This is a genomic window from Stenotrophomonas sp. TWI273, assembly GCF_039674765.1.
Taxonomy (GTDB): domain Bacteria; phylum Pseudomonadota; class Gammaproteobacteria; order Xanthomonadales; family Xanthomonadaceae; genus Stenotrophomonas.
This window is the reverse complement of the sequence record NZ_JBDJOA010000001.1, coordinates 250579-269547: the sequence shown is the minus strand read 5'-3', so window position 1 is coordinate 269547 and position 18969 is coordinate 250579. Positions and strand designations below refer to the sequence as shown.

General features: G+C 67.6%; 12 protein-coding genes. 8 read left to right on the top strand and 4 right to left on the bottom strand.

The window, feature by feature from the left end; genetic code table 11:
- The first annotated feature begins 5 nt into the window (after positions 1-5).
- Together ABE571_RS01015 and ABE571_RS01010 are read left to right on the top strand one after the other, a co-directional pair.
- Positions 6-1040 (top strand): iron ABC transporter permease, encoded by a 1035-nt coding sequence (locus ABE571_RS01015; RefSeq protein WP_313219192.1) that lies wholly within the window; start codon positions 6-8, stop codon positions 1038-1040.
- Entirely contained in the window at positions 1037-1804 is a 768-nt protein-coding gene (locus ABE571_RS01010; protein WP_313211025.1) for a heme ABC transporter ATP-binding protein, read from the top strand. Before ABE571_RS01015 ends, ABE571_RS01010 begins: the two co-directional genes overlap by 4 nt.
- Positions 1805-1834: 30 nt before the next feature.
- Here ABE571_RS01010 and ABE571_RS01005 read toward each other — a convergent pair whose 3' ends face one another.
- Positions 1835-4033, bottom strand: a complete 2199-nt coding sequence (locus ABE571_RS01005) for a TonB-dependent siderophore receptor (protein WP_346493033.1) — start codon at positions 4031-4033, stop codon at positions 1835-1837.
- Positions 4034-4600: 567 nt separating this feature from the next.
- Here ABE571_RS01005 and fusA point away from each other — a divergent pair.
- From fusA to ABE571_RS00985, 4 genes are all read left to right on the top strand, one after another.
- Positions 4601-6643, top strand: coding sequence for an elongation factor G (fusA, locus tag ABE571_RS01000; protein WP_346493032.1), 2043 nt, complete (start codon positions 4601-4603; stop codon positions 6641-6643).
- 165 nt (positions 6644-6808) lie between these two features.
- Positions 6809-7735, top strand: coding sequence for a M14 family metallocarboxypeptidase (locus ABE571_RS00995; RefSeq protein WP_121036800.1), 927 nt, complete (start codon positions 6809-6811; stop codon positions 7733-7735).
- Positions 7736-7853: 118 nt separating this feature from the next.
- On the top strand, positions 7854-8411 hold the full coding sequence (locus ABE571_RS00990; RefSeq protein ID WP_313218314.1) for an ECF-type sigma factor: 558 nt from the start codon (positions 7854-7856) through the stop codon (positions 8409-8411).
- 33 nt (positions 8412-8444) lie between these two features.
- Positions 8445-11198, top strand: coding sequence for a serine/threonine-protein kinase (locus ABE571_RS00985; RefSeq protein ID WP_346493031.1), 2754 nt, complete (start codon positions 8445-8447; stop codon positions 11196-11198).
- Between the two features lie 13 nt (positions 11199-11211).
- Here the strand turns inward: ABE571_RS00985 and ABE571_RS00980 are convergent, their stop codons facing one another.
- Complete coding sequence (locus tag ABE571_RS00980) at positions 11212-12765, bottom strand: thioredoxin family protein (RefSeq protein ID WP_346493030.1); 1554 nt, start codon at positions 12763-12765, stop codon at positions 11212-11214.
- Between the two features lie 306 nt (positions 12766-13071).
- On the opposite strand from ABE571_RS00980, the gene ABE571_RS00975 reads away from it, so the two are divergent.
- Positions 13072-16065 (top strand): TonB-dependent receptor, encoded by a 2994-nt coding sequence (locus ABE571_RS00975; RefSeq protein ID WP_346493029.1) that lies wholly within the window; start codon positions 13072-13074, stop codon positions 16063-16065.
- Between the two features lie 80 nt (positions 16066-16145).
- Complete coding sequence (locus tag ABE571_RS00970) at positions 16146-16841, top strand: hypothetical protein (protein ID WP_346493028.1); 696 nt, start codon at positions 16146-16148, stop codon at positions 16839-16841.
- A gap of 6 nt (positions 16842-16847) precedes the next feature.
- Here ABE571_RS00970 and ABE571_RS00965 read toward each other — a convergent pair whose 3' ends face one another.
- Together ABE571_RS00965 and ABE571_RS00960 are read right to left on the bottom strand one after the other, a co-directional pair.
- A complete protein-coding gene (locus ABE571_RS00965; RefSeq protein WP_346462309.1) occupies positions 16848-18245 on the bottom strand; it encodes a sensor histidine kinase in 1398 nt (465 codons plus the stop codon).
- Complete coding sequence (locus ABE571_RS00960) at positions 18238-18912, bottom strand: response regulator (RefSeq protein WP_346493027.1); 675 nt, start codon at positions 18910-18912, stop codon at positions 18238-18240. Before ABE571_RS00960 ends, ABE571_RS00965 begins: the two co-directional genes overlap by 8 nt.
- Between the last annotated feature and the right edge of the window lie 57 nt (positions 18913-18969).

Genomic DNA, 18969 nt, shown 5'->3' with positions numbered 1-18969 from the left:
CGGTGTTGAGTCCTGCGCGCCGGCGCGGCGCGACCGTGTTGATCTGGGCTGCGGTGGGGTTGCTGATCGCAGTCATCGCCTCGTTCGCGGTGGGCCCGTTGCGGCTGCCGCCGATGGAGGTGCTGCAGGCGATCGGCGTGAAGCTGGGGCTGGCCGATCCGGCCAGCGTCAGTACCCGCGATCTGGCAGTGGTCTGGCAGCTGCGCATTCCGCGTGCCTTGCTGGGCGCGATGGTGGGCGCCGCACTGGCGATGGCCGGCGCGAGCCTGCAGGGGTTGTTCGGTAATCCCTTGGCCGACCCCGGCATTGTCGGCGTGACCCAGGGCGCTGCCTTGGGTGCGGTCTCGGCGATCGTGCTCGGTGCCGGCGCCTTCGGTGCGTGGACGCTGCCGCTGGCGGCGTTCGCCGGTGCCGGTGGCGCGATCACATTGACGTATCTGTTGGCGCGGCCGGGGCAGGGCACCGGCACGGCGACATTGCTGCTGGTCGGCATTGCGATCGCGGCGTTCTGCTCGGCGATGATCGGGTTCCTGACCTACATCGCGAGCGAGAGCGAGCTGCAATCGCTGGTGTTCTGGCAGATGGGTTCGTTGGCCCAGGCCGACTGGATGGATGTGGTCGCGGTGGCGCCCGTGTTCGTGCTGGGCACGATCGCGCTGCTGCGTCTGGCCACGCCCTTGGACATGCTCGCGCTCGGTGAGCGCCAGGCCCAGCATCTCGGGCTGGATGTGAAGCGCACGCGGCTCAAGTTGATTGCCTTCAGCGCGCTCCTGGTCGGTGCCGCCGTTGCCTTCGCCGGCTCGATCGGTTTCGTCGGCCTGGTCGTGCCGCACGTCGTGCGCCTGCTGGTCGGCCCCGGCCATCGCTGGCTGCTGCCGGTCTCGGGCGTTGCCGGTGCGCTGTTGATCGTGGTCGCCGATACCGCCGCACGCACGCTGGATCCGCCGTCGGAGATTCCGCTGGGCCTGTTCTCGGCCGCGCTGGGTGCGCCGTTCTTCCTGTGGCTGGTGATGCGTCAGCGCCACCGGAGCGGCGCATGAGCGCGCTGCTGCAGTTGCAGTCGGTGCAGTTGAGCCGCGGCGCACGACGCATTCTGGATGACATCACGCTGGATTTCGTGCCGGGCACGGTCACCGCGCTGGTCGGGCCGAACGGCGCGGGCAAGTCGACGTTGCTGGCGGTGGCCGCGGGCGATCTGGAGGCGGATCAGGGCAGGGTGCTGCTGCGTGGGCAGGCGCTGCCGGACTGGAAAGCCAAGCCGCTGGCACGCGAGCGCGCGGTCATGCCGCAGGAGCACGCGGTGCGGTTCGCCTTCCGTGTGCATGAAGTGGTGGCGATGGGGCGGCTGCCGCATCCGCCGGATCCGGTCAAAGACGCCGCCTGCATCGCCGATGCGCTGGCGCGGGCGGACCTGCATGCGTTGATCGAGCGGGAAGTGGAGCATCTGTCCGGTGGCGAGGCCGCGCGCACGACCTTTGCCCGCGTCCTGACCCAGGACACCCCGTTGCTGCTGCTGGATGAGCCGACGGCCGCCCTGGATCTGCGTCATCAGGAGCGCACCCTGCGCGCGGTGCGCGAACTGGCCGATGCCGGCGCCTGTGTGATCGTGGTGCTGCATGATCTGAATCTGGCCGCCGCGTATGCGGACCGGATCGTGTTGCTGGAGCAGGGCCGCGTGGCGGCCGATGGCACGCCGACCGAGGTCCTGACGCGGGAACACATCGAGCGTGTCTACCAGCAGCCGGTGCTGGTGCTGCGGCATCCGCAGCGCGATGTCCCGTTGGTGGTGGTGACCGACGCGTAGCGCCGGGCGTTACCCCGGCGCCGCCACCCTTTACCAGCCGAAGCGCGCCGTCGCCATCACGGTGCGGCCGCTGCCGTAGTAGCACGACGACACGCCGGTACAGGTGGATACGAAACGCTTGTCGGCCAGGTTGCTGGCGTTCAAGGCCAGCTGCACGCGGGTGCTGCCGAACTGCCCGAGGTCGTATCGGATCGCAGCATCGAACAAGGTGTACGACGGGATCAGATACAGGTTGGCGCTGTCGCCGTAGCTCTTGCCGTTGTAGCGCGCCCCGGCGGCCAGGCTCAGGCCCTGCAGGGCGCCGCCCTGGACGGTGTAATCCGCCCAGAACGAGGCGCTGTAGTCGGGCACCATGATCAGTTCCTTGCCCTTGTACTGATCGCTGCGGGTCATCTCCGAGTCCATCCAGGTGGCTGCGCCGATCAGGCTGAAGCCCTGCGTGGGAGTGATGCGGCCTTCCAGCTCAACGCCGCGGATGCGGCCTTCGCCGTCCTGGATCGAGCACCGCGCGTTGCCGGTGTTGCCGCAGCTCATGTGGCTCAGGTCGGGATCCTGGGTGACCAGGTTTTCCTGGCGCAGGTCGTAGGCAGCGAGCGTGATCAGGCCGTCGATGCTGGCCGGCTGGTATTTGACGCCGGCCTCCCACTGCTTGCCATAGACCGGATCGAACGCGCGCCGATCAAAACTCTGCAGCGCGCTCGCGGTGGAGGGCTGGAAGGATTCTGCGTAGCTGACATAGGGCGTGAAGCCGCTGTCGAACACGTACAGCAGGCCGGCATTGCCTGAGAACGCCTCGCTCTTGATCACGCTGCGCGGCTGCAGCACCGTCGCACCCGTCACCAGGTTGCGGGTGGTGCTGGAGGAATCATCCTTGGTCCAGTCATACCGGCCGCCGAGGGTCAGGCGCCATCGGCCAAGCGCCAGCTGGTCCTGCAGGTACAGCCCGCTCTGGCGGTTGATGCCTTCGGTGGGGCTCAGCGAGGTGACGCGCGGCGTATACCCGCTGTAGACCGGGTTGAAGATGTCGATCGGTGCCGGGTTGCTCATCGCGCCGCGCACGCCTTCCCAATCGGCCTTCTGCCAATCCCAGCCCAGCAGCAGGGTGTGGTCGACCGCGCCGGTGGCGAAGCGTGCCTGCAGCCGCGTGTCCAGGGTATCGCCATCGGAATCGCCGGTGCCGTAGGTGGCGCGGCGCTTCTGGGTACGGCCATCGGCGTTGAGCGCACCATCGGTGACCACGCCGCGGTACAGCGAATCCACATGCGTGCGTCGCGCGCTCTGGCTCAGGGTGAGGTGATCATTGAACTGGTGCTCGAACAGCCATCCTGCGGTCCACATCGTGCGGTCGAACGTGTTCCAGCTCGGCTCGCCGATGAAGGTGGTGTTCTTCATGTGGCCATACGGCGTGGCGTTGAGCGTGCCGGCCATCGGCAGGAACTGGTAGGTCGAACCGCCGTCATCCTTCTGGTACAGGCCGAGCAGGGTGATGCGGGTGCGCTCGGCCATCTGCCAGGTGTAGCTGGGCGCCAGGAACCAGTGCTTCTGTGCGGTGTGCTTGATCTGGGTGTCGCCGTCGCGATACAGGCCGACCAGGCGGAACAGGTGGTCGTTGTCGGCCGTGCCGGCGCCGACGTCGAACGCCGCGTTGTACTGCCCATTGGCATCCACACCCACGCGCAGCTGCTGCTCCTGATCCGGCGTCGGCGTCTTGCTCACCTGGTTGACCATGCCGCCCGGGGCGACCTGGCCGTACATCACCGCCGACGGGCCCTTGAGCACTTCTACCCGCTCCAGGTTCCAGCTGTCGAACATGCTGCGGTTCCACTGCGTGCCCTGCGGCGCGCGCATGCCGTCCAGGGTGACGTTGTTCGCCCAGCTGCCGGCATCGAAGCCACGGATGCGGAAGTCATCCACGCGGTTGTCGATGCCCGAGCTCTCCAGGCTGACACCGGCGACATAGCGCATCGCATCGTTGAGCGACTGCACACCGCGCGCATCCAGTTCCGCCCGCTCGATCACCGATACCGATTGCGTGGTCTCGGCCAGCGTGGTGTTGGTTTTGGTCGCGCCGCTGATGCTGTTGGCAGCGCGGTAGGCATTGACGCGCACCACGTCCAGATCGGTGGCGGTCTGGGCGTAGGCGGCGGGGACCAATGCGGTGGCCAGGCAGGCGAGGGCCAGCAGGTTGGGGCGCAACCGGCGCGGAGGCAGGGGCAGGGAGCAGGGCATGGGCAACAACTCGAGAACGCGGAGGAAGGGGGCGCTGGCGTGCCGTCTCGTGGTCGTACGGCGTCAGTCTTGCGGGGGTCGCCGTAGGCGACGCATGGGCCACCATTTTAAGGATTTCCGGTGTATACGCAATTGCGACCCATTCGCATATCTGCGACCGGCTCGATTTGATTGTGCCAATTTAAGGTTGCATGTTCGACATTGATGCTCAGTGTTGCGCTGGTGGTTCGAATAAAGACTTGTAGCCGGCCATCAGAGGTCTACAATGCCGGCTACACCCCAGGTGACCCACATGACTTCGATGCCGCTTCTGACGTTTTTTACCCTGACCCGCGATGTCGCGGCACGGGCGCGTCTGCCAATCGGAGTGCGAGGCTGCTGACCGGAACACCGGTCACCCTGGACCCCACGCAGAGCGCCCACCGGGCGCTCTTTTCGTTTCCACGTAGCAGAACTGTCTGAAGGAGAACGTGCCATGCACCAGATCGCCGAGCCCCAAACCTGGCCGCACGCCCGTTAGCCAACGGCGGCGTGCGGCTCCCCGATGTTGGCAGCGAGACCTATCCCATGAACACCCATACCCAGACCCTTACCCTCCGGCGCAACCTCGGCATCATTGCCCACATCGACGCCGGCAAAACCACCCTCACCGAGCGGCTGTTGTGGAAAACCGGCGAGATCCATCGCGTCGGTGAGGTGCATGACGGCGCGGCGACCACCGATTTCTCGGCGATCGAACGCGAGCGTGGCATCACCATCGGCGCGGCCGCCGTGCAGGCCCATTGGGCACCGCGCGACCAGCCGATCCATCACCTGACCCTGATCGACACCCCCGGCCACATCGATTTCGCGATCGAAGTGGAACGTTCCCTGCGCGTGCTTGATGGCGCGGTCGCGGTGTTCTCCGCGGTGGACGGGGTGCAGCCCCAGTCCGAATCGGTCTGGCGCCAGGCGCGTCGCCACGGTGTGCCGCTGATTGCCTTCGCCAACAAGATGGACCGCACCGGGGCGTCCTTCGAACGCGTGCTGACCCAGCTGCGCGAGAAGCTGCGTGCCACGCCGTGGGCGCTCGGCGTGCCGATCGGGACGGAAAGCCAGTTCAACGGCTGGGTGGACCTGGTCGACCGCAGCACCGTGCATTGGGATGACAAGGGCACTGCCTTGCGTCATGCCTGGACGACCGATGAGGCTGCCCAGTGGATGCCGCAGCGCGAGGCGCTGATCGAGGCCGTGGCCGATGCCGACGACGTGCTGGCCCAGGCGTGGCTGGAAGGCGTGCCAATCGACAACGCACAGCTGCGCGCGGCGATCCGTCGCGGCACCCTGGCCGGTGCGGGCGTCCCGGTGCTGGCCGGCGCCGCGTTCAAGAGCAAGGGCGTTGAGACGCTGCTGGATGCGGTGGTCGACTATCTGCCCTCGCCATTGGATCGCCCGGCGGTGGTGGCCACCGAGAACGGCAACGACGTGCTGCTGCCACCGGACCCGGATGGCCCGCTTGCGGCGCTGCTGTTCAAGATCACGCACCAGAACCACGGTGCGCTGAGCTTCGTGCGGGTGTACTCGGGCACGCTGAAGGTGGGTGATGCACTGGCCAGTTCACAGCATCCGCAGGGGCGGCGTGTCAGTCGCCTGGTGCGGGTGCAGGCCGACCAGACCCACGACATCAAGCAGGCCGTGGCCGGTGACATCGTCGCGGTGCTGGGCTGGAAGGATGCGGTCAGTGGTGAAACGCTGAGTGCGCCCTCGCGCCCGCTGCTGCTCGATACGATCCAGGCGCAGCATGCGGTGCTGGCATGGCGGTTGACGGCGGAGAAGGCCTCGGACCTGATCCGCGTCAGCCAAGGGTTGGCCAGCCTGGCGCAGGAGGATCCGTCGTTCCGTGTCGACACCGATGCGGACAGCGGTGAAACCCTGATCTGGGGCATGGGCGAGCTGCATCTGGAGGTGATGGTCGAGCGTCTGCGCACGGAGTGGGGCGTCGCCATCCGCACCGGCGAGCCGCGCGTGGCCTACCAGGAAACCCCGAAGCGCGCGGTACAGCGGGTGGAGGGCAAGGTCGCCAAGCAGACCGGCGGCCAGGGCCAGTTCGCCCAGGTGCTGATCGATGTGACGCCGCGCGAGGATGGCGAGGTGACCTTCGTCGACCGCACCGTCGGCGGTGCGATCCCGCGCGGGTTCGTCAACGCGGTGGAGAAGGGCGTTCGCGCGGCATTGGGCGAAGGCCCGCTGGGCCATCCGGTGGTCGGTATCGAGGTGACGCTGGTCGATGGCCAGACCCATGTCAAGGACTCCTCGGACATGGCCTTCCACCGCGCTGGCAGTGAGGCGGTGAAAGCCGCGCTGGCCGAGGCGGGCACGCAGCTGCTGGAGCCGGTGATGGAGATCGCCATCCACGCGCCGTCGGCGAACGTCGGCGATGTGGTGGGCGACCTCAACCGCCGCAGCGGGCGGGTGGCCTCGATCGAGGACCAGGATGGGCAGGCGGAAGTGCTCGGCTATGCACCGCTGGCGCGACTGGGTGGCTACACCACCTCGCTGCGTTCGCTGACCCAAGGGCGCGCGTCCAGCGACATGCGCTTGAATGGGTATGAGGCGGCGCAGACGGCCTGACCGTCGATGTGGAACGAGAAGAGGGCCGGGCAACCGGTCCTCTTTTTCCGTGTCAGCGTTGGTAGTCCGCACAGCGCCGGATGCCCGCCCGCAGCTAGAATGTCTGCCGCAATGTCGCACGCAGCCAACGGCCGCAGCGACCGGATTTCTCCTTGGAGTACGGCCATGAGCAACACGCATTTTTATCCGATCGGCACCCCCGGCCAGCCGTGGGGCGATGCCGAACGGGCCCAGTGGCGCGCCAATCAGCAGCGCCAGCGCAGCTACCACGACGATGTGGTGGCCGCGCTCGAGCGCCTGGGCGAGCGTTTCGATGTGGTGCAGTACGGCCAGCTGGACTACGCGCCGGATCATTACCCGCTGTTTGCGGTGGTCAGCCATGCGTGGGATCCGGCACTGCCGACCGCGCTGGTGACCGGCGGCGTGCATGGCTATGAAACCAGCGGCGTGCATGGCGCGCTGCAGTTCCTGGATCAGCATGCCGAGGCGTATGCGGGCCGTATCAATCTGATCGTCGCGCCCTGCGTCAGCCCGTGGGGCTATGAGCGCATCCAGCGCTGGAATCCCGATGCGATCGATCCCAACCGCAGCTTCCGCGGTGAGGGCCAGATCGAAGAAGCGGCCTCGTTGATGCGCTGGATGGCCGCGCGTGGCGATGATCTGCTGGTGCACCTGGACCTGCATGAAACGACCGACAGCGATCTGCATGAGTTCGATCCGGCGCGCTGCGCCCGCGATGGCATCGCCCTGGTGCCGGACATCATTCCCGATGGCTTCTACGTGATCGGCAACAGCGAAGATCCGCAGCCGGCGTTCCAGCAGGCGTTGATCGCCGCGGTGGAGAAGATCACGCACATCGCCCCCGCCGACGCCAATGGCGAGCTGATCGGCATGCCGCTGCAGTCACCGGGCGTGGTCTGGGGCGAATCGCGTTCGATCGGCGCCTGCGCCGGGTTCACCGACGCGCTGTACGCCACCACCACCGAGGTGTACCCGGACAGCCCGCGGACCTCGCCGCAGGAATGCAACGATGCGCAGGTCGCGGCGGTATGCGCTGGCCTGGACTTCGCCCTGGCCCATCCGCGCGCCTGATCGCCCCCCCGTTCCCGCCCCCCCCGGCGCGCTGGTGCCAAGGCGCCCGTGCGCTATCATCGGCCATCAGGGACGGGGGCGTCTGGCCGGAGAGGCTGGCGTCTTGGGAGCGGGGATGATGAGTGGCGATGTGACGCAGTGGCTGCACCGGTGGCGGCGCGGGGATCCGCAGGCGCAGGCGCATCTGTTCGATCTGATCTATCCCGCGCTGCGCGAGATGGCAGCAGCCCGTATCGGCCAGCGCCATGCCGACGTGACCCTGCGGCCGACCGCGTTGATGCATGAAGCGCTGTTGCGGGTGATGGGCTCGGACGTGGAGTTCGTGGATCGCGCGCACTTCCTCGCGCTGGCGGCCTTGAAGATGCGCGCGGTGCTGGTGGATTTTGCGCGCAGTGGCGCGGCAGCCAAGCGCGGGGCCGGGGCGTGGAACCTGACCTTGTCGCATGCTGATCAGGACGTGCCCTATGCGCCGACCTGCGACTACGAGGTCCTGGCGCTGCACCAGGCGTTGAACCAGCTCGCCGGGCACGATGAGCGCGCCGCACGTGCGGTGGAATACATGTATTTCGGCGGGATGGACCGCCAGGAAATCGCGGTCGTGCTGGAGGTGTCGGTGCCGACGGTCGACCGCGATCTGCGCTTTGCGAAGGCTTGGCTCAATCAGCGCCTGGCCTGATCGGGGGCGTTATCGTGACAGGGGGATGGGGCAATGACCGATGACCGCTGGCAGCAGCTGCGCACGATGTTCGATGCGGCGTGCGAACTGCCGCCGACCGCGTGGCGCACCGAGCTGGGGCGGATGACCAACGATCCGGCCCTGCTGGATGAGGTGATCGAGCTGCTGGAAGCGCAGACCATGGCGCTGGACAGCGCGCAGCGCCCCCTGCGCGAGTTGATTGTCCAGCTTGCCGAGCCGGATGTGCAGGTGGGTGAACGGATCGGTCCGTGGCGGCTCACCCGGCGCGTGGCCAGTGGCGGCATGGGAGCGGTGTTCCTCGCCGAGCGCGCCGATGAGACCTACCAGCAACGGGTGGCGATCAAGTTGCTTCGCGGCGTGGCGACGACCGAGATCAGCCAGCGCCTGGCCGCCGAGCGGCAGATGCTGGCCGGGCTGGAGCACCCCAACATCGCCCGGTTGTACGACGGTGGCAGCACCCCTTCCGGCCAACCCTATCTGGTGATGGAGTACGTGGACGGCGAGCCACTGGACCGCGCCTGCTGTGACCGTCCGCTCGATCTTTCCCAGCGCCTGCAGCTGTTCGTTCGGATCTGCCGTACGGTGCAGGCCGCGCACGCACGCCTGGTCGTGCACTGCGATCTCAAGCCCAGCAATATCCTGGTGCGCGCGGACAACGAGCCGGTGCTGCTGGATTTCGGCATCGCACGCTGGCTGGACAGCGCAGCCGAGTCCCGCGCCGACCGTTTCTACACGCCGGTCTACGCCAGCCCTGAACTGATTGCGGGCGAGCCGGTGGGTGTCACCACCGACGTGTACAGCCTCGGTGTGATCCTGGTCGAGATGCTGGCCGATCGCCGGCTTGGCCATGATGGGCAGCCGGCGGGTGCCGCGGTTCCGTTGCCCAGCCGCTGGGCGCGGCCATCGTGCGCGTGGCGAAAGCACCTGGAGGGGGACCTCGATGCGATCGCGGCCAAGGCCAGCGCACGTGACCCGGCCCAGCGCTATGGCTCGGTGGAGGCGCTGGCGGATGACATCGAGCGCTGGCGGACGCATCACCCGGTGCGGGCGCGTGGCGGCCGAGCGGGCTACCGCACGCACCGGTGGCTGCGTCGGCACTGGCAGGCGGCCGGCGTGGCCGTCGCGGTGACGGCCATGGCGGGCGGCTTCGTCTGGCGATTGAGCGAATCCAGTGCGCGCGCTCAGGAAGAAGCGGCGATCGCCGAGCAGGTCAGCGAGTTCCTGGTCGCCGCCTTCGATGCCGCCGATCCGCGCGAGCGCGGTGCACGCGGCACCGAAGATGTCAGTGCACGCGCAGTGCTCGATGCCAGCGCGGCGCAGGTCGATGCGGAGCTGGCCGATTCGCCGGCGTTGCGGGCGCGCCTGCAGAGCGTGCTGGGGCGCGCGTACCAGAACATCGGCCTGCCCAAGCAGGCCGAGACGCTGCTGCGCAGCGCGGCTGAAGGCCTGGCATCGCCGTCGGTCGATCGCGCGCGCCTGGCGGCGCAGACCTACAGCGATCTGTCGGTGGAGATGAGCAACGGCAAGCGGGGCGAAGAAGGCCTGAAGTACGCCGAACGTGCGCTGCAGCTGCTTGATCGCGAAGACGATGCACGCACGCGCGCACATGTGCTGAACTCGCTGGGCCTGGCCTACAGCCAGCTGGAGCGCTATCCCGAGAGCGAGGCGGCGTTCCAGCAGTCGCTGGCAATGCGCAGCACCGTCCGCGAGCCGGGCACGGAAGGCGGCACCGCCACGGTGATGCAGAACATGGGGCTGATGTACCGCAACCGCGGTGAGCTGGACAAGTCCGAGCAGCTGCTGCGCGACTCGCTGGAGATCAAACGGCGCCGCAGTGAGACCAGTGCCGATTACCAGCACGGACTGCACGCACTGGCCATGACCCTGCAGGAAGGCGGCAAGCCGAACGAGGCTGCACCGCTGCTGCTGCAGTCGCGCGATCTCAGCCTGCAGCTGTATGGACAGGACAGTTCCCGCACGGCCCTGGCGTACTGCGAGTTGGCCTTGCTGCACATGGATCTCGGTCGTTACACGGAGAGTGCGGAGGGCTTTGATACCTGTCTGCGCATCAGTGCGCTCACCAGTGGCGAAGACAGCATCGACCACGCGATCAACCTCAACAACTACGCCAACCTGGAAGAAGCCCGTGGCGATATGGGCAAGGCGGAGCAGCTGTACCGGCGCTCGCTGGCGATCCGCCGCCAGGTCCTGGGGCCGGACAAGCCTTCCAGCCTGCGGGCAGAGATGAACCTGGCGCGGCTGCTGATGCGCAGCGGTCGTGCCGACCAGGCCGGCCCGCTGATCCAGCGCGTGTTGCCGATCTGGCAGCGGATCAGCCCGGCCGACGCGCCGGATCTGCGCATTTCGCACCTGGGCGAGATCGAGTGGCTGATCCACCGCGGGCAATCGGCGCAGGCAGAGCAGGCGCTGCTGGCGATGGCGCCGATCGTACCGTCGATGTCGCCGCCGTTGCAGCTGCGCTACCAGCAGATGCAGGCCGAAGCGGCGCTGCGTGCCGGGCAGGCCGCCTTGGCGGCGACGCGCTGGCGCGCGGTGCTGGAGGGCAATGTTGCGTTGTTCGGGGCAGAAGCGCCGTCCGTGGCACGCTACCGCGTACCGCTGGCCGAGGCGCTGCAGGCCAACGGCGAGCGGGAGGCTGCGCGCCGGCAGATCGCGCAGGCCAAGCCACTGCTGGAGGCAGAGCTGGTGCCCGGCGCACCCTATCTGCAGCGACTGCATGCGCTGGAGGAGCGCCTCAAGGGTTAGGCGACGCCCCGCATCAGCTTTTCAGCCACCCCTCGCAGCCCACGCTTCCGTCGTCCGAGGTGGCCGCCTTTGCGCACGTTGCGGTCATCCGCGCCTGCAGCCGGGTGAGGCTCTCCGCGCCGTGATGCTCGCGGCTCCACGCCTGCAATGCGGTACCGAGCCGTTCGAAGCGCTGGCGGGTGCGCTGGTGGTAGCCGGCCGGCTGCACGGCGAGATCGGCGATCACCTCGCCCGTGGCGGTCTCGATCGCCGCCGCATCATCCGGGCTCAGGCGCAGCAGGCCCTCCACGTACAGCACGCCCCACTGCACGCGGGTGGCCGGCCCCTGTGCGCCCTGGTAGGCCTTGTGCAGCCAGGCGATGGCCGAAGCCTTGTCGCCGCGTTCTTCGGCAAGGTCGGCCAATTCAGGCATGTAGTAGTACGGCGTCTCACTCCGATCAAGCTCGGCGAGCAGCAGTTTCTCTGCCGCAGCGTCGTCGTCGATCTGGCGCAGCACGTACACCGCGGTGCTGATCGTCGCTTGGCGCTCGTGCAGCGTGGTCGCGGCCGCATCGGCGGCGGCGACGCGTTGCGCCGCCTTTGTCTTCAGCGCGGCCGGAATGGGCTGGTCGGGGTGCTGCTCGCGCTGCAGGGCGAGTTCGGTGATCACCGTGCCCAGCCGCGCATCGGCCTTGTCGCCGAGTGCGTGGTCGGCGGCATCCAGCGCCTTGAGCAGCTGCACTCCCAGCTGCTGCGCCTGTTCCGGCGTGGCACTGGCCAGCGCCACCAGGGCAGGGCCTTGGTAGCCCAGCAGGTCACGATTGGCCCGGACCTCCGCGGGTGCTGCAAGAACGGCATCGAGCAGGGTGCGGGTGCGGGTGCGTTGCGCCGGTGTGGGTGTCTTGTCCGGCTTGCCGGCGCCGAGCGCCAGTAACGCGAACCGCCGCTGCAGCGCAGGCTCGGGCGCCGCCGTGGCCAGTTGCTGCAGCAATGACGCTGCAGCACGTTCACCGGCGAGGCGATTGGCATCCACTTCCCAGCCGTAATCGCCGAGCACGCGCCAGTCGTCGGCGCTGACGTCCCCGGGTGTGCTCAGGGCGTGCTGCAGCACCTCGCTGACGGCCGTGCGGCGGCCGGCGGCCAGGGTAAGTGCGCGGGTCAGCGCTTCACTGTCGTTGCCACCGGCCAGGCGGGTGAGCTCGTTGCGCTCGGGGTCGAGCACGATCAGCGTCGGGTAGCCGCGCACGCCGAAGCGCTCGCCCCAGGCCTGCGCGCCTTCTTCGTCGCCATCCAGATAGACGGGCACGTACTGCCGGGTCAGCGCGATGAAGGCCGGATCCTTGAACAGCGTGGCCTTGAGCTGGTTGCAGGGCGGGCACCACACCGCGCCCCAGTACAGCAGCACCGGTTTGCCGCTGTCGCGCGCCTCGGCGAAGGCGTCGTCCACGTCGCCGTGGCGCCAGGCAATTTCCGCAGGCGCCTGCCCGGTCGCAGCAGGCGTGGCGGTGGCAGCGGGGGAGGGGGCAGGGGTGCAGGCAGGTAGCAGGGTGACCACACCCAGCAGACCAAGGGACAGAGCAAGGCGCATTGAGGAATCCAGAAGGGGAGGCAGGGCAGGAGGCGTGCCTGATTGTAGGAAGCGTGGGCAGCTCCGGCCGCATCCCCTTGATTCGGATTGCTCATGACGGCAGGCCTTGCCGTGATAAGGCGCGTGCAGCCAGCCTGCGCGCTTCGCCTGCGTAGCGTTGCCATGCCGCTCGCGCGGCGACGAATGTCATGGTTTGGTCGCACGCGATATCGCCATCGGCGAACACGACATAACGTCTGCGCATTTCTGCATTGGGGCAGGAGCGGGATTAATGAAATCGTTTCCCCCACTACCGATTGCCCCACGATGACAATAGCTCGTTCTTCCCTGCGCCCGCACCTGCTGGCAGTGGCGGTGTTGCTCGCCACCGCATCTCCCTTGGTACATGCACAGTCCACCACCGGCGCGATCGCCGGTCAGGCGCCTCCATCGGCGCAGCGCATGTTCGTTCGCAGCGACACCGGTCTTACCCGTGAAGTGACGGTGGACGCGCGCGGTCGTTACACCATCCCCCAGCTGCCGCTTGGTCGTTACTCGGTGGAGGCGCGTGATGCCGACGGCAACGTGCTGCAGACCCGGCAGAACGTCGCGCTCACTGTCGGCACCAGCACCGAGGTCTCCTTCGCCGAGGTCACCCGGCTGGATGGCGTCCAGGTCAGCGCCGACCGCGCCGCGGCGGCCATCGATGTCAGCAGCGTGGATTCGCGCACCGTGATCACGGCCGAGCAGCTGCAACGGCTGCCGCTGGGCCGCTCGGCCGAGGCCATTGCCCAGCTCGCGCCCGGCGTGATCGGCAACAGCGGCAACGGCACGTATGCCGGCCCGACCGGCGCCCAGCTGGTGAGCTTCGGCGGTTCGTCTGCCGCAGAGAACGCGTACTACATCAACGGCTTCAACAGCACCGACCCACTGCGCGGCCTGGGCGGCCTGACATTGCCCTACGGCAGCATCGACCAGCAGGAAATCTATACCGGCGGCTACAGCGCCAAGTACGGCCGGTCCGATGGCGGCGTGATCAATGCGGTCGGCAAGCGCGGCACCAACGCGTGGCACTTCGGTGGCCAGGCGACCTGGGAACCGGCGTCAGCGCGTTCGGACAAAGATGACGTGCGGTATCCGGGTGACGGTGCGCTGTATGCGCCGGAGAGCAAGGACCGCGAGTGGGTCAGCACGCAGAGCATCTACGCTGGGGGCCCGCTGATCGAAGACCGGCTGTTCTTCTTTGGCTCCTACGAGCTGGAGCGCCGCGAGGGCACCGACGTCAAGAATGTCGAGTCCACCAATGCGTATTCCAATTACGAGTACGAGCGCCCGCGCTGGTACGCCAAGGTGGATTGGAACATCACCGACAACCACCTACTCGAAGTGACCGGCGCCTCCAGTCGCAACGTCTTCCGGGGCGACATCTTCGCCTACGACTACGACACGCTCACCCGTGGCGCCCAGCGCGGCAAGGAAGACACCACCAAGACCGGTGGCGACCTGTGGACGGCCAAGTACACCGGGTACCTCACCGATCGGCTCACTGTCAGCGCGCAGTACGGCGAAATGCGCACGGATGACTACATCGGCAACCCGGCCTACGACGGCAGCCTGACGTACCTCAACAGCCCCACGCTGCAGAACCCGGCGCTGACCGGTGGTGTGCCGATCACCAATGCGCAGACCACCTCGCTGCTGGTCAACCCGGACCGGGGCAACCGCAGCAACAACCTGCGGCTGGATGCCAACTATGTGTGGGGCGACCACAGCATCACCGTCGGCATCGACAACCAGAACGCCCGTGCCTTGAACCGTGGCTCGGTCGCCTCGGCCGATGGCTACTACTGGATCTACGGGCAGTCCAACCCGAACGTGCCGATCAACACCGGCCTGGGCGTGCCGGCCACCGGCGGCATCCGCAATGGCGAAGACGGCTACTACGTGCGGCAGTACATCTACAGTGCGCTGGCCTCGGTGCGTGCGTCGCAGCGGGCGCAGTACATCGAAGACAACTGGCAGGTGACCGATCGCCTGCTGCTCAACCTCGGCCTGCGCCTGGATCAGTTCACCAACTTCAACCGCGATGGCGATGCCTACATCAAGCAGACCAGCGGTCAGTGGGCGCCACGTCTTGGCTTCAGCTGGGACGTCGATGGCGATGGGCGGTTCAAGGTGTTCGGCAACGTGGGGCGCTACTACCTCGCACTGCCGCTGAACCCGGCCTTCAATGCGGCGGGTGCGACGCTTGCCACCTCGACGTACTACACCTACGGCGGCATCGACAGCAACGGCTACCCGACCGACCTCACCCAGTTCTCCGGCGCGGTGTCGGCCAACAACAACTACGGCCTGCTGCCGGATGCGAAGACGGTGGCCACCTCCGGCATCGAGCCGTCCTACCAGGACGAGTTCATCCTCGGCTTCAGCAAGGCACTGGGCCAGAACTGGGTGTACGGGGCCAAGGCGACCTACCGCGTGCTGCGCAGCGGCGTGGACGACTACTGCGATATCGATGCGGTGCTCGGCAAGGCCAGCAGCCTGGGCTACAACGTGACCAAGGACAGCAACCCGGTCAGCTGCTGGCTGATCAACCCCGGGCGCGCCAACACCTTCAATCTGGTCGACACCGGCGGCAATTACGTGACCGTCCCGCTGAGCAACGCGGAAATGGGCTTCCCGCGGTTCAAGCGTAACTACTACGCGGTGAACCTCTCGCTGGAGCATCCGTTTGATGGCCGCTGGTATGCCCGCGGCGACTACACCTGGTCGCGCAGCTACGGCACCACCGAAGGGCAGCTGCTCTCCGGCATCGGCCAGACCGCCGTGTCCACTACCCAGGCATGGGATTACGCCCAGCTGATGGAGCACACCAACGGACCGCAGAGCAACGATCACACCCATCAGTTCAAGCTGCACGGCTATTACCAGCTGACGCCGGAGTGGCTGCTCTCGGCCAATCTCAAGGTGCTCTCCGGCTCGCCGTTCAGTGCGCTGGGCTCGTATGGGCCGGACTACGAAGACCCTTCCGGCTATGGCATCGCGTATCACTTCTACAACGGGCAGCCGGCGCCTCCGGGCAGCCAGGGGCGCCTGCCGTGGCTGAAGCAGCTGGACCTGGGGGTGTCCTACCGCCCCGCGGTGGCCGAGGGGCGGCTGGGCTTCAATCTGGATGTCTTCAACGTGTTCGACAGTCAGGTGGCGCTGTGGAAGTCGCCGTACTCCGAGCTGGATCCGGGCCAGCCCGATCCGCTGTATGGCGCAGCGACCATCCGGCAGGCGCCGCGATCGCTGCGGGTCAGCGTGAGCTATGACTACTGAGCGGTGCCTCGCGAGCGGCGGTATGGCATGACGTTCACGGATCGCGAGGCAGTCTGGGGCAATTGTCAGGGGAGCCCCTTATGCAAAAGCAGATCCGGAACAACGCAGGGTGGATGGCGGTCGGTTTGACGGCCCTGCTGTGTGCCTGTTCGCCGCAGGGCGAAGGCGGTGCCACAGCCGTGGTGCAGCCCAGCGGTGCGGACCCGGGGGCGGCGAAGGCCGCTGATCCGGGTCCCGCCGCGGCCACGGCCGGGCGCCCGTCACCGGTGTATCAGGACGCGGCGCCCGGCATAGCGGTTGGCCCGGTCGTCGGTACCCGGGTCGCCCGCGATTTCCAGCGCGATTACCTGGCGTCCCCGACCTGGAAGCTGTTCGCGCCGCCGGACAGCGTGGGCATGCCCTTGGTGGCGCTGGTGCTGGAAGGCTCGGATCGGGTCACTGCCGGGGAGTTGCGGATCGGACGCAGCGACAACGCCGCATCGGTCCGCACCTGCCTGGATACGCCAGCAGAAGCGAGCGGTCCTGCCGCCTCGGCACCGGTGGATATCGGCGGCGTCCCGTTCACGCACTTCACCGTGGGCGATGCGGCGATGAGCCACTACGTGTCGGCCGAGAGCTATCGTGCGGTTCACCACGGCAGGTGCTATGCGATCGACCTGGTCGTGGCTGGCACGCGCCCGGAGGTCTACGATCCGCCACGCACGCCGCCGTTTACGCAGCAGGAGGCCGCGACACGGCTGGCCGACGCACTCACGGCGGTGTACTGGGTGCCGTGAAGGCGGTCACCCGCGTTGCTCAGGGAAGGCGAGCATGACCTTGGCGCCGCCCAGTGGCGACGTGCCGATGGACAGCGTGGCGCCGTGCCTGCCGGCGATCTCGGCGACGATCGCCAGGCCCAGCCCGCAACCATCGCCGCTGGCGTCCCCCCGCCAGAAGCGTTCGGTGACGCGGCCGCGCAGCGTGGGATCGATGCCGGGGCCGTTGTCATTGACGCTGATACGGATCTCGCCCTGGATCGTTTCCACGCTCACCGTGATCACGCCTTCAAGCGCGCCGTAACGCATCGCGTTGTCGACCAGGTTGCTGATCGCTTCGCGCAACAACTGCGGTTCTCCGATCAGCATCACACCGGCATCCGGCCCTTCGTACCCCAGGTCGACGCCTGCGATCACGGCGCCATCCATGAGGCGCTCCAGTGCTTCGCGCGCCAGCTCGGCAATGTCCACCGGCCGCATCGCCAGCATCGCGCCGGCGCTGTCTTCGGAACGGCTCAAGATGAGCAGTTGATGGGTGAGGTGGCGCAGGCGCGTCAGCCCCCGCAGCAGGCCTGCCAGTGCGTCCCGCTGTGCGGCCGGATCCTGTTCGCGCAGCGCGCTCTCCAGCTCGATCTGCAGCCCGGCCAGCGGTGTGCGCAACTGGTGTGCCGCGTTGCTGATGAAGCGCTGCTGGGCATCCTGCATCGCCGAAAGCCGGCTCACGAGCTGGTTGAAGGCATCCACGGCGGGCCAAAGCTCACGCGGCGCGGCGTCCTGTGGATCCAGGGGCATCAACGCATCAAGCGGAGCACTGGCCAGCCGCCGTGCGGCACCGTTGGTATGCCGCGCTGCGGCGCCGGTACCTGACCAGGCCAGCCACGCGGCAAGCAGCAGGATCGTGCCCTGCAGCGGAATGCTCGCCAGCAGCAGGCGATGCTCCAATCGAAGGCGTTTGGTACGGGTCTCGGCCACGCGGATCACAATCGGGGTGGCCGAACCCGGCGGGGTCATCGCGACCTGCACGACGCGCACGTCGCGGCCATCGATCAGCGCGTCATAGTAGCTGCGCGCCGGGCTGTCATCGGCGTCCTCGGCCAGCGCGGCGGTGGCCCTCGGCAGCGCGCCGGTACCGTAGAGTCGCGTGCCATCGGCGCGGGTCACGTCGCCATATATCCGATCCACCGTGTCCCAGGTGAACATGCGCGAGACGGCGGGGGAAATCTCCATGTGGACGGTCTCGCCGCGCACCTCGATCAACTGTGCCAGCGACATCGCCGAATCCAGCAGCCAGCGGTCGTACACCTGTTCGGCGTAGTGCCGCGCCAACACGAACGAGCCGACCGCACTGGCCAGCAGCAGCACCAGCAGTGGCAGCCACAGGCGCCGCAGCAGGACGCCGCGCAGGCTGTACGGCGCCTCAGCCATCACTGGCCTCCAGGCGGTAGCCAAGACCACGGAGCATACGGATGCCGACTTTGGCATCGGCCAGTTGCAGCTTGCGGCGCAGGCGGCTGATGTGGACTTCGATCACCGACAGGCTGGCCTCGTGATCCCAGCTGTAGACCGCATCGAACAGGCGCTGCTTGGCCACGATGCGCCCCGGCTGCTGCAGCAGGATCTCCATCAGGGCCAGCTCGCGTGCAGTAAGTTCCAGCGGTTGATCGCCAACACGCAGTTCGCGGGTGCCGGTATCCAGGCGCAGGGCGCCCAGCTGGCGCAGGGCAGGGGCCGTGGACTGGCGACGGGCGAGCGCACGCAGGCGCGCTTCGAGTTCGCCGAGGGCGAAGGGCTTGGCGAGGTAGTCATCGCCGCCACTATCCAACCCGCGGATACGGTCCTCCACGCCATCGCGTGCGGTGAGAATCAGTACGGGGACGGAAAAGCCCTCCTGCCGTAACCGAGCCAGCAGATCCAATCCATCGATGTCGGGCAGGGAAAGATCCAGCACCACCAGGTCGTAGCTGACGCTGGCCAGCGCCGACGGCGCGGCCAGGCCACGGGCGAGATGATCGCAGGCATGACCGGTGCGGGTGAGTGCGCGCACCAGGCCATCGGCCAGCGCGGCATCGTCTTCAATCAGCAGAATGCGCATTGCAAGGTTGACGCAAGGTTCGGGAAAGTTTGACGAAAGCGCTGCACCTTACCGTGT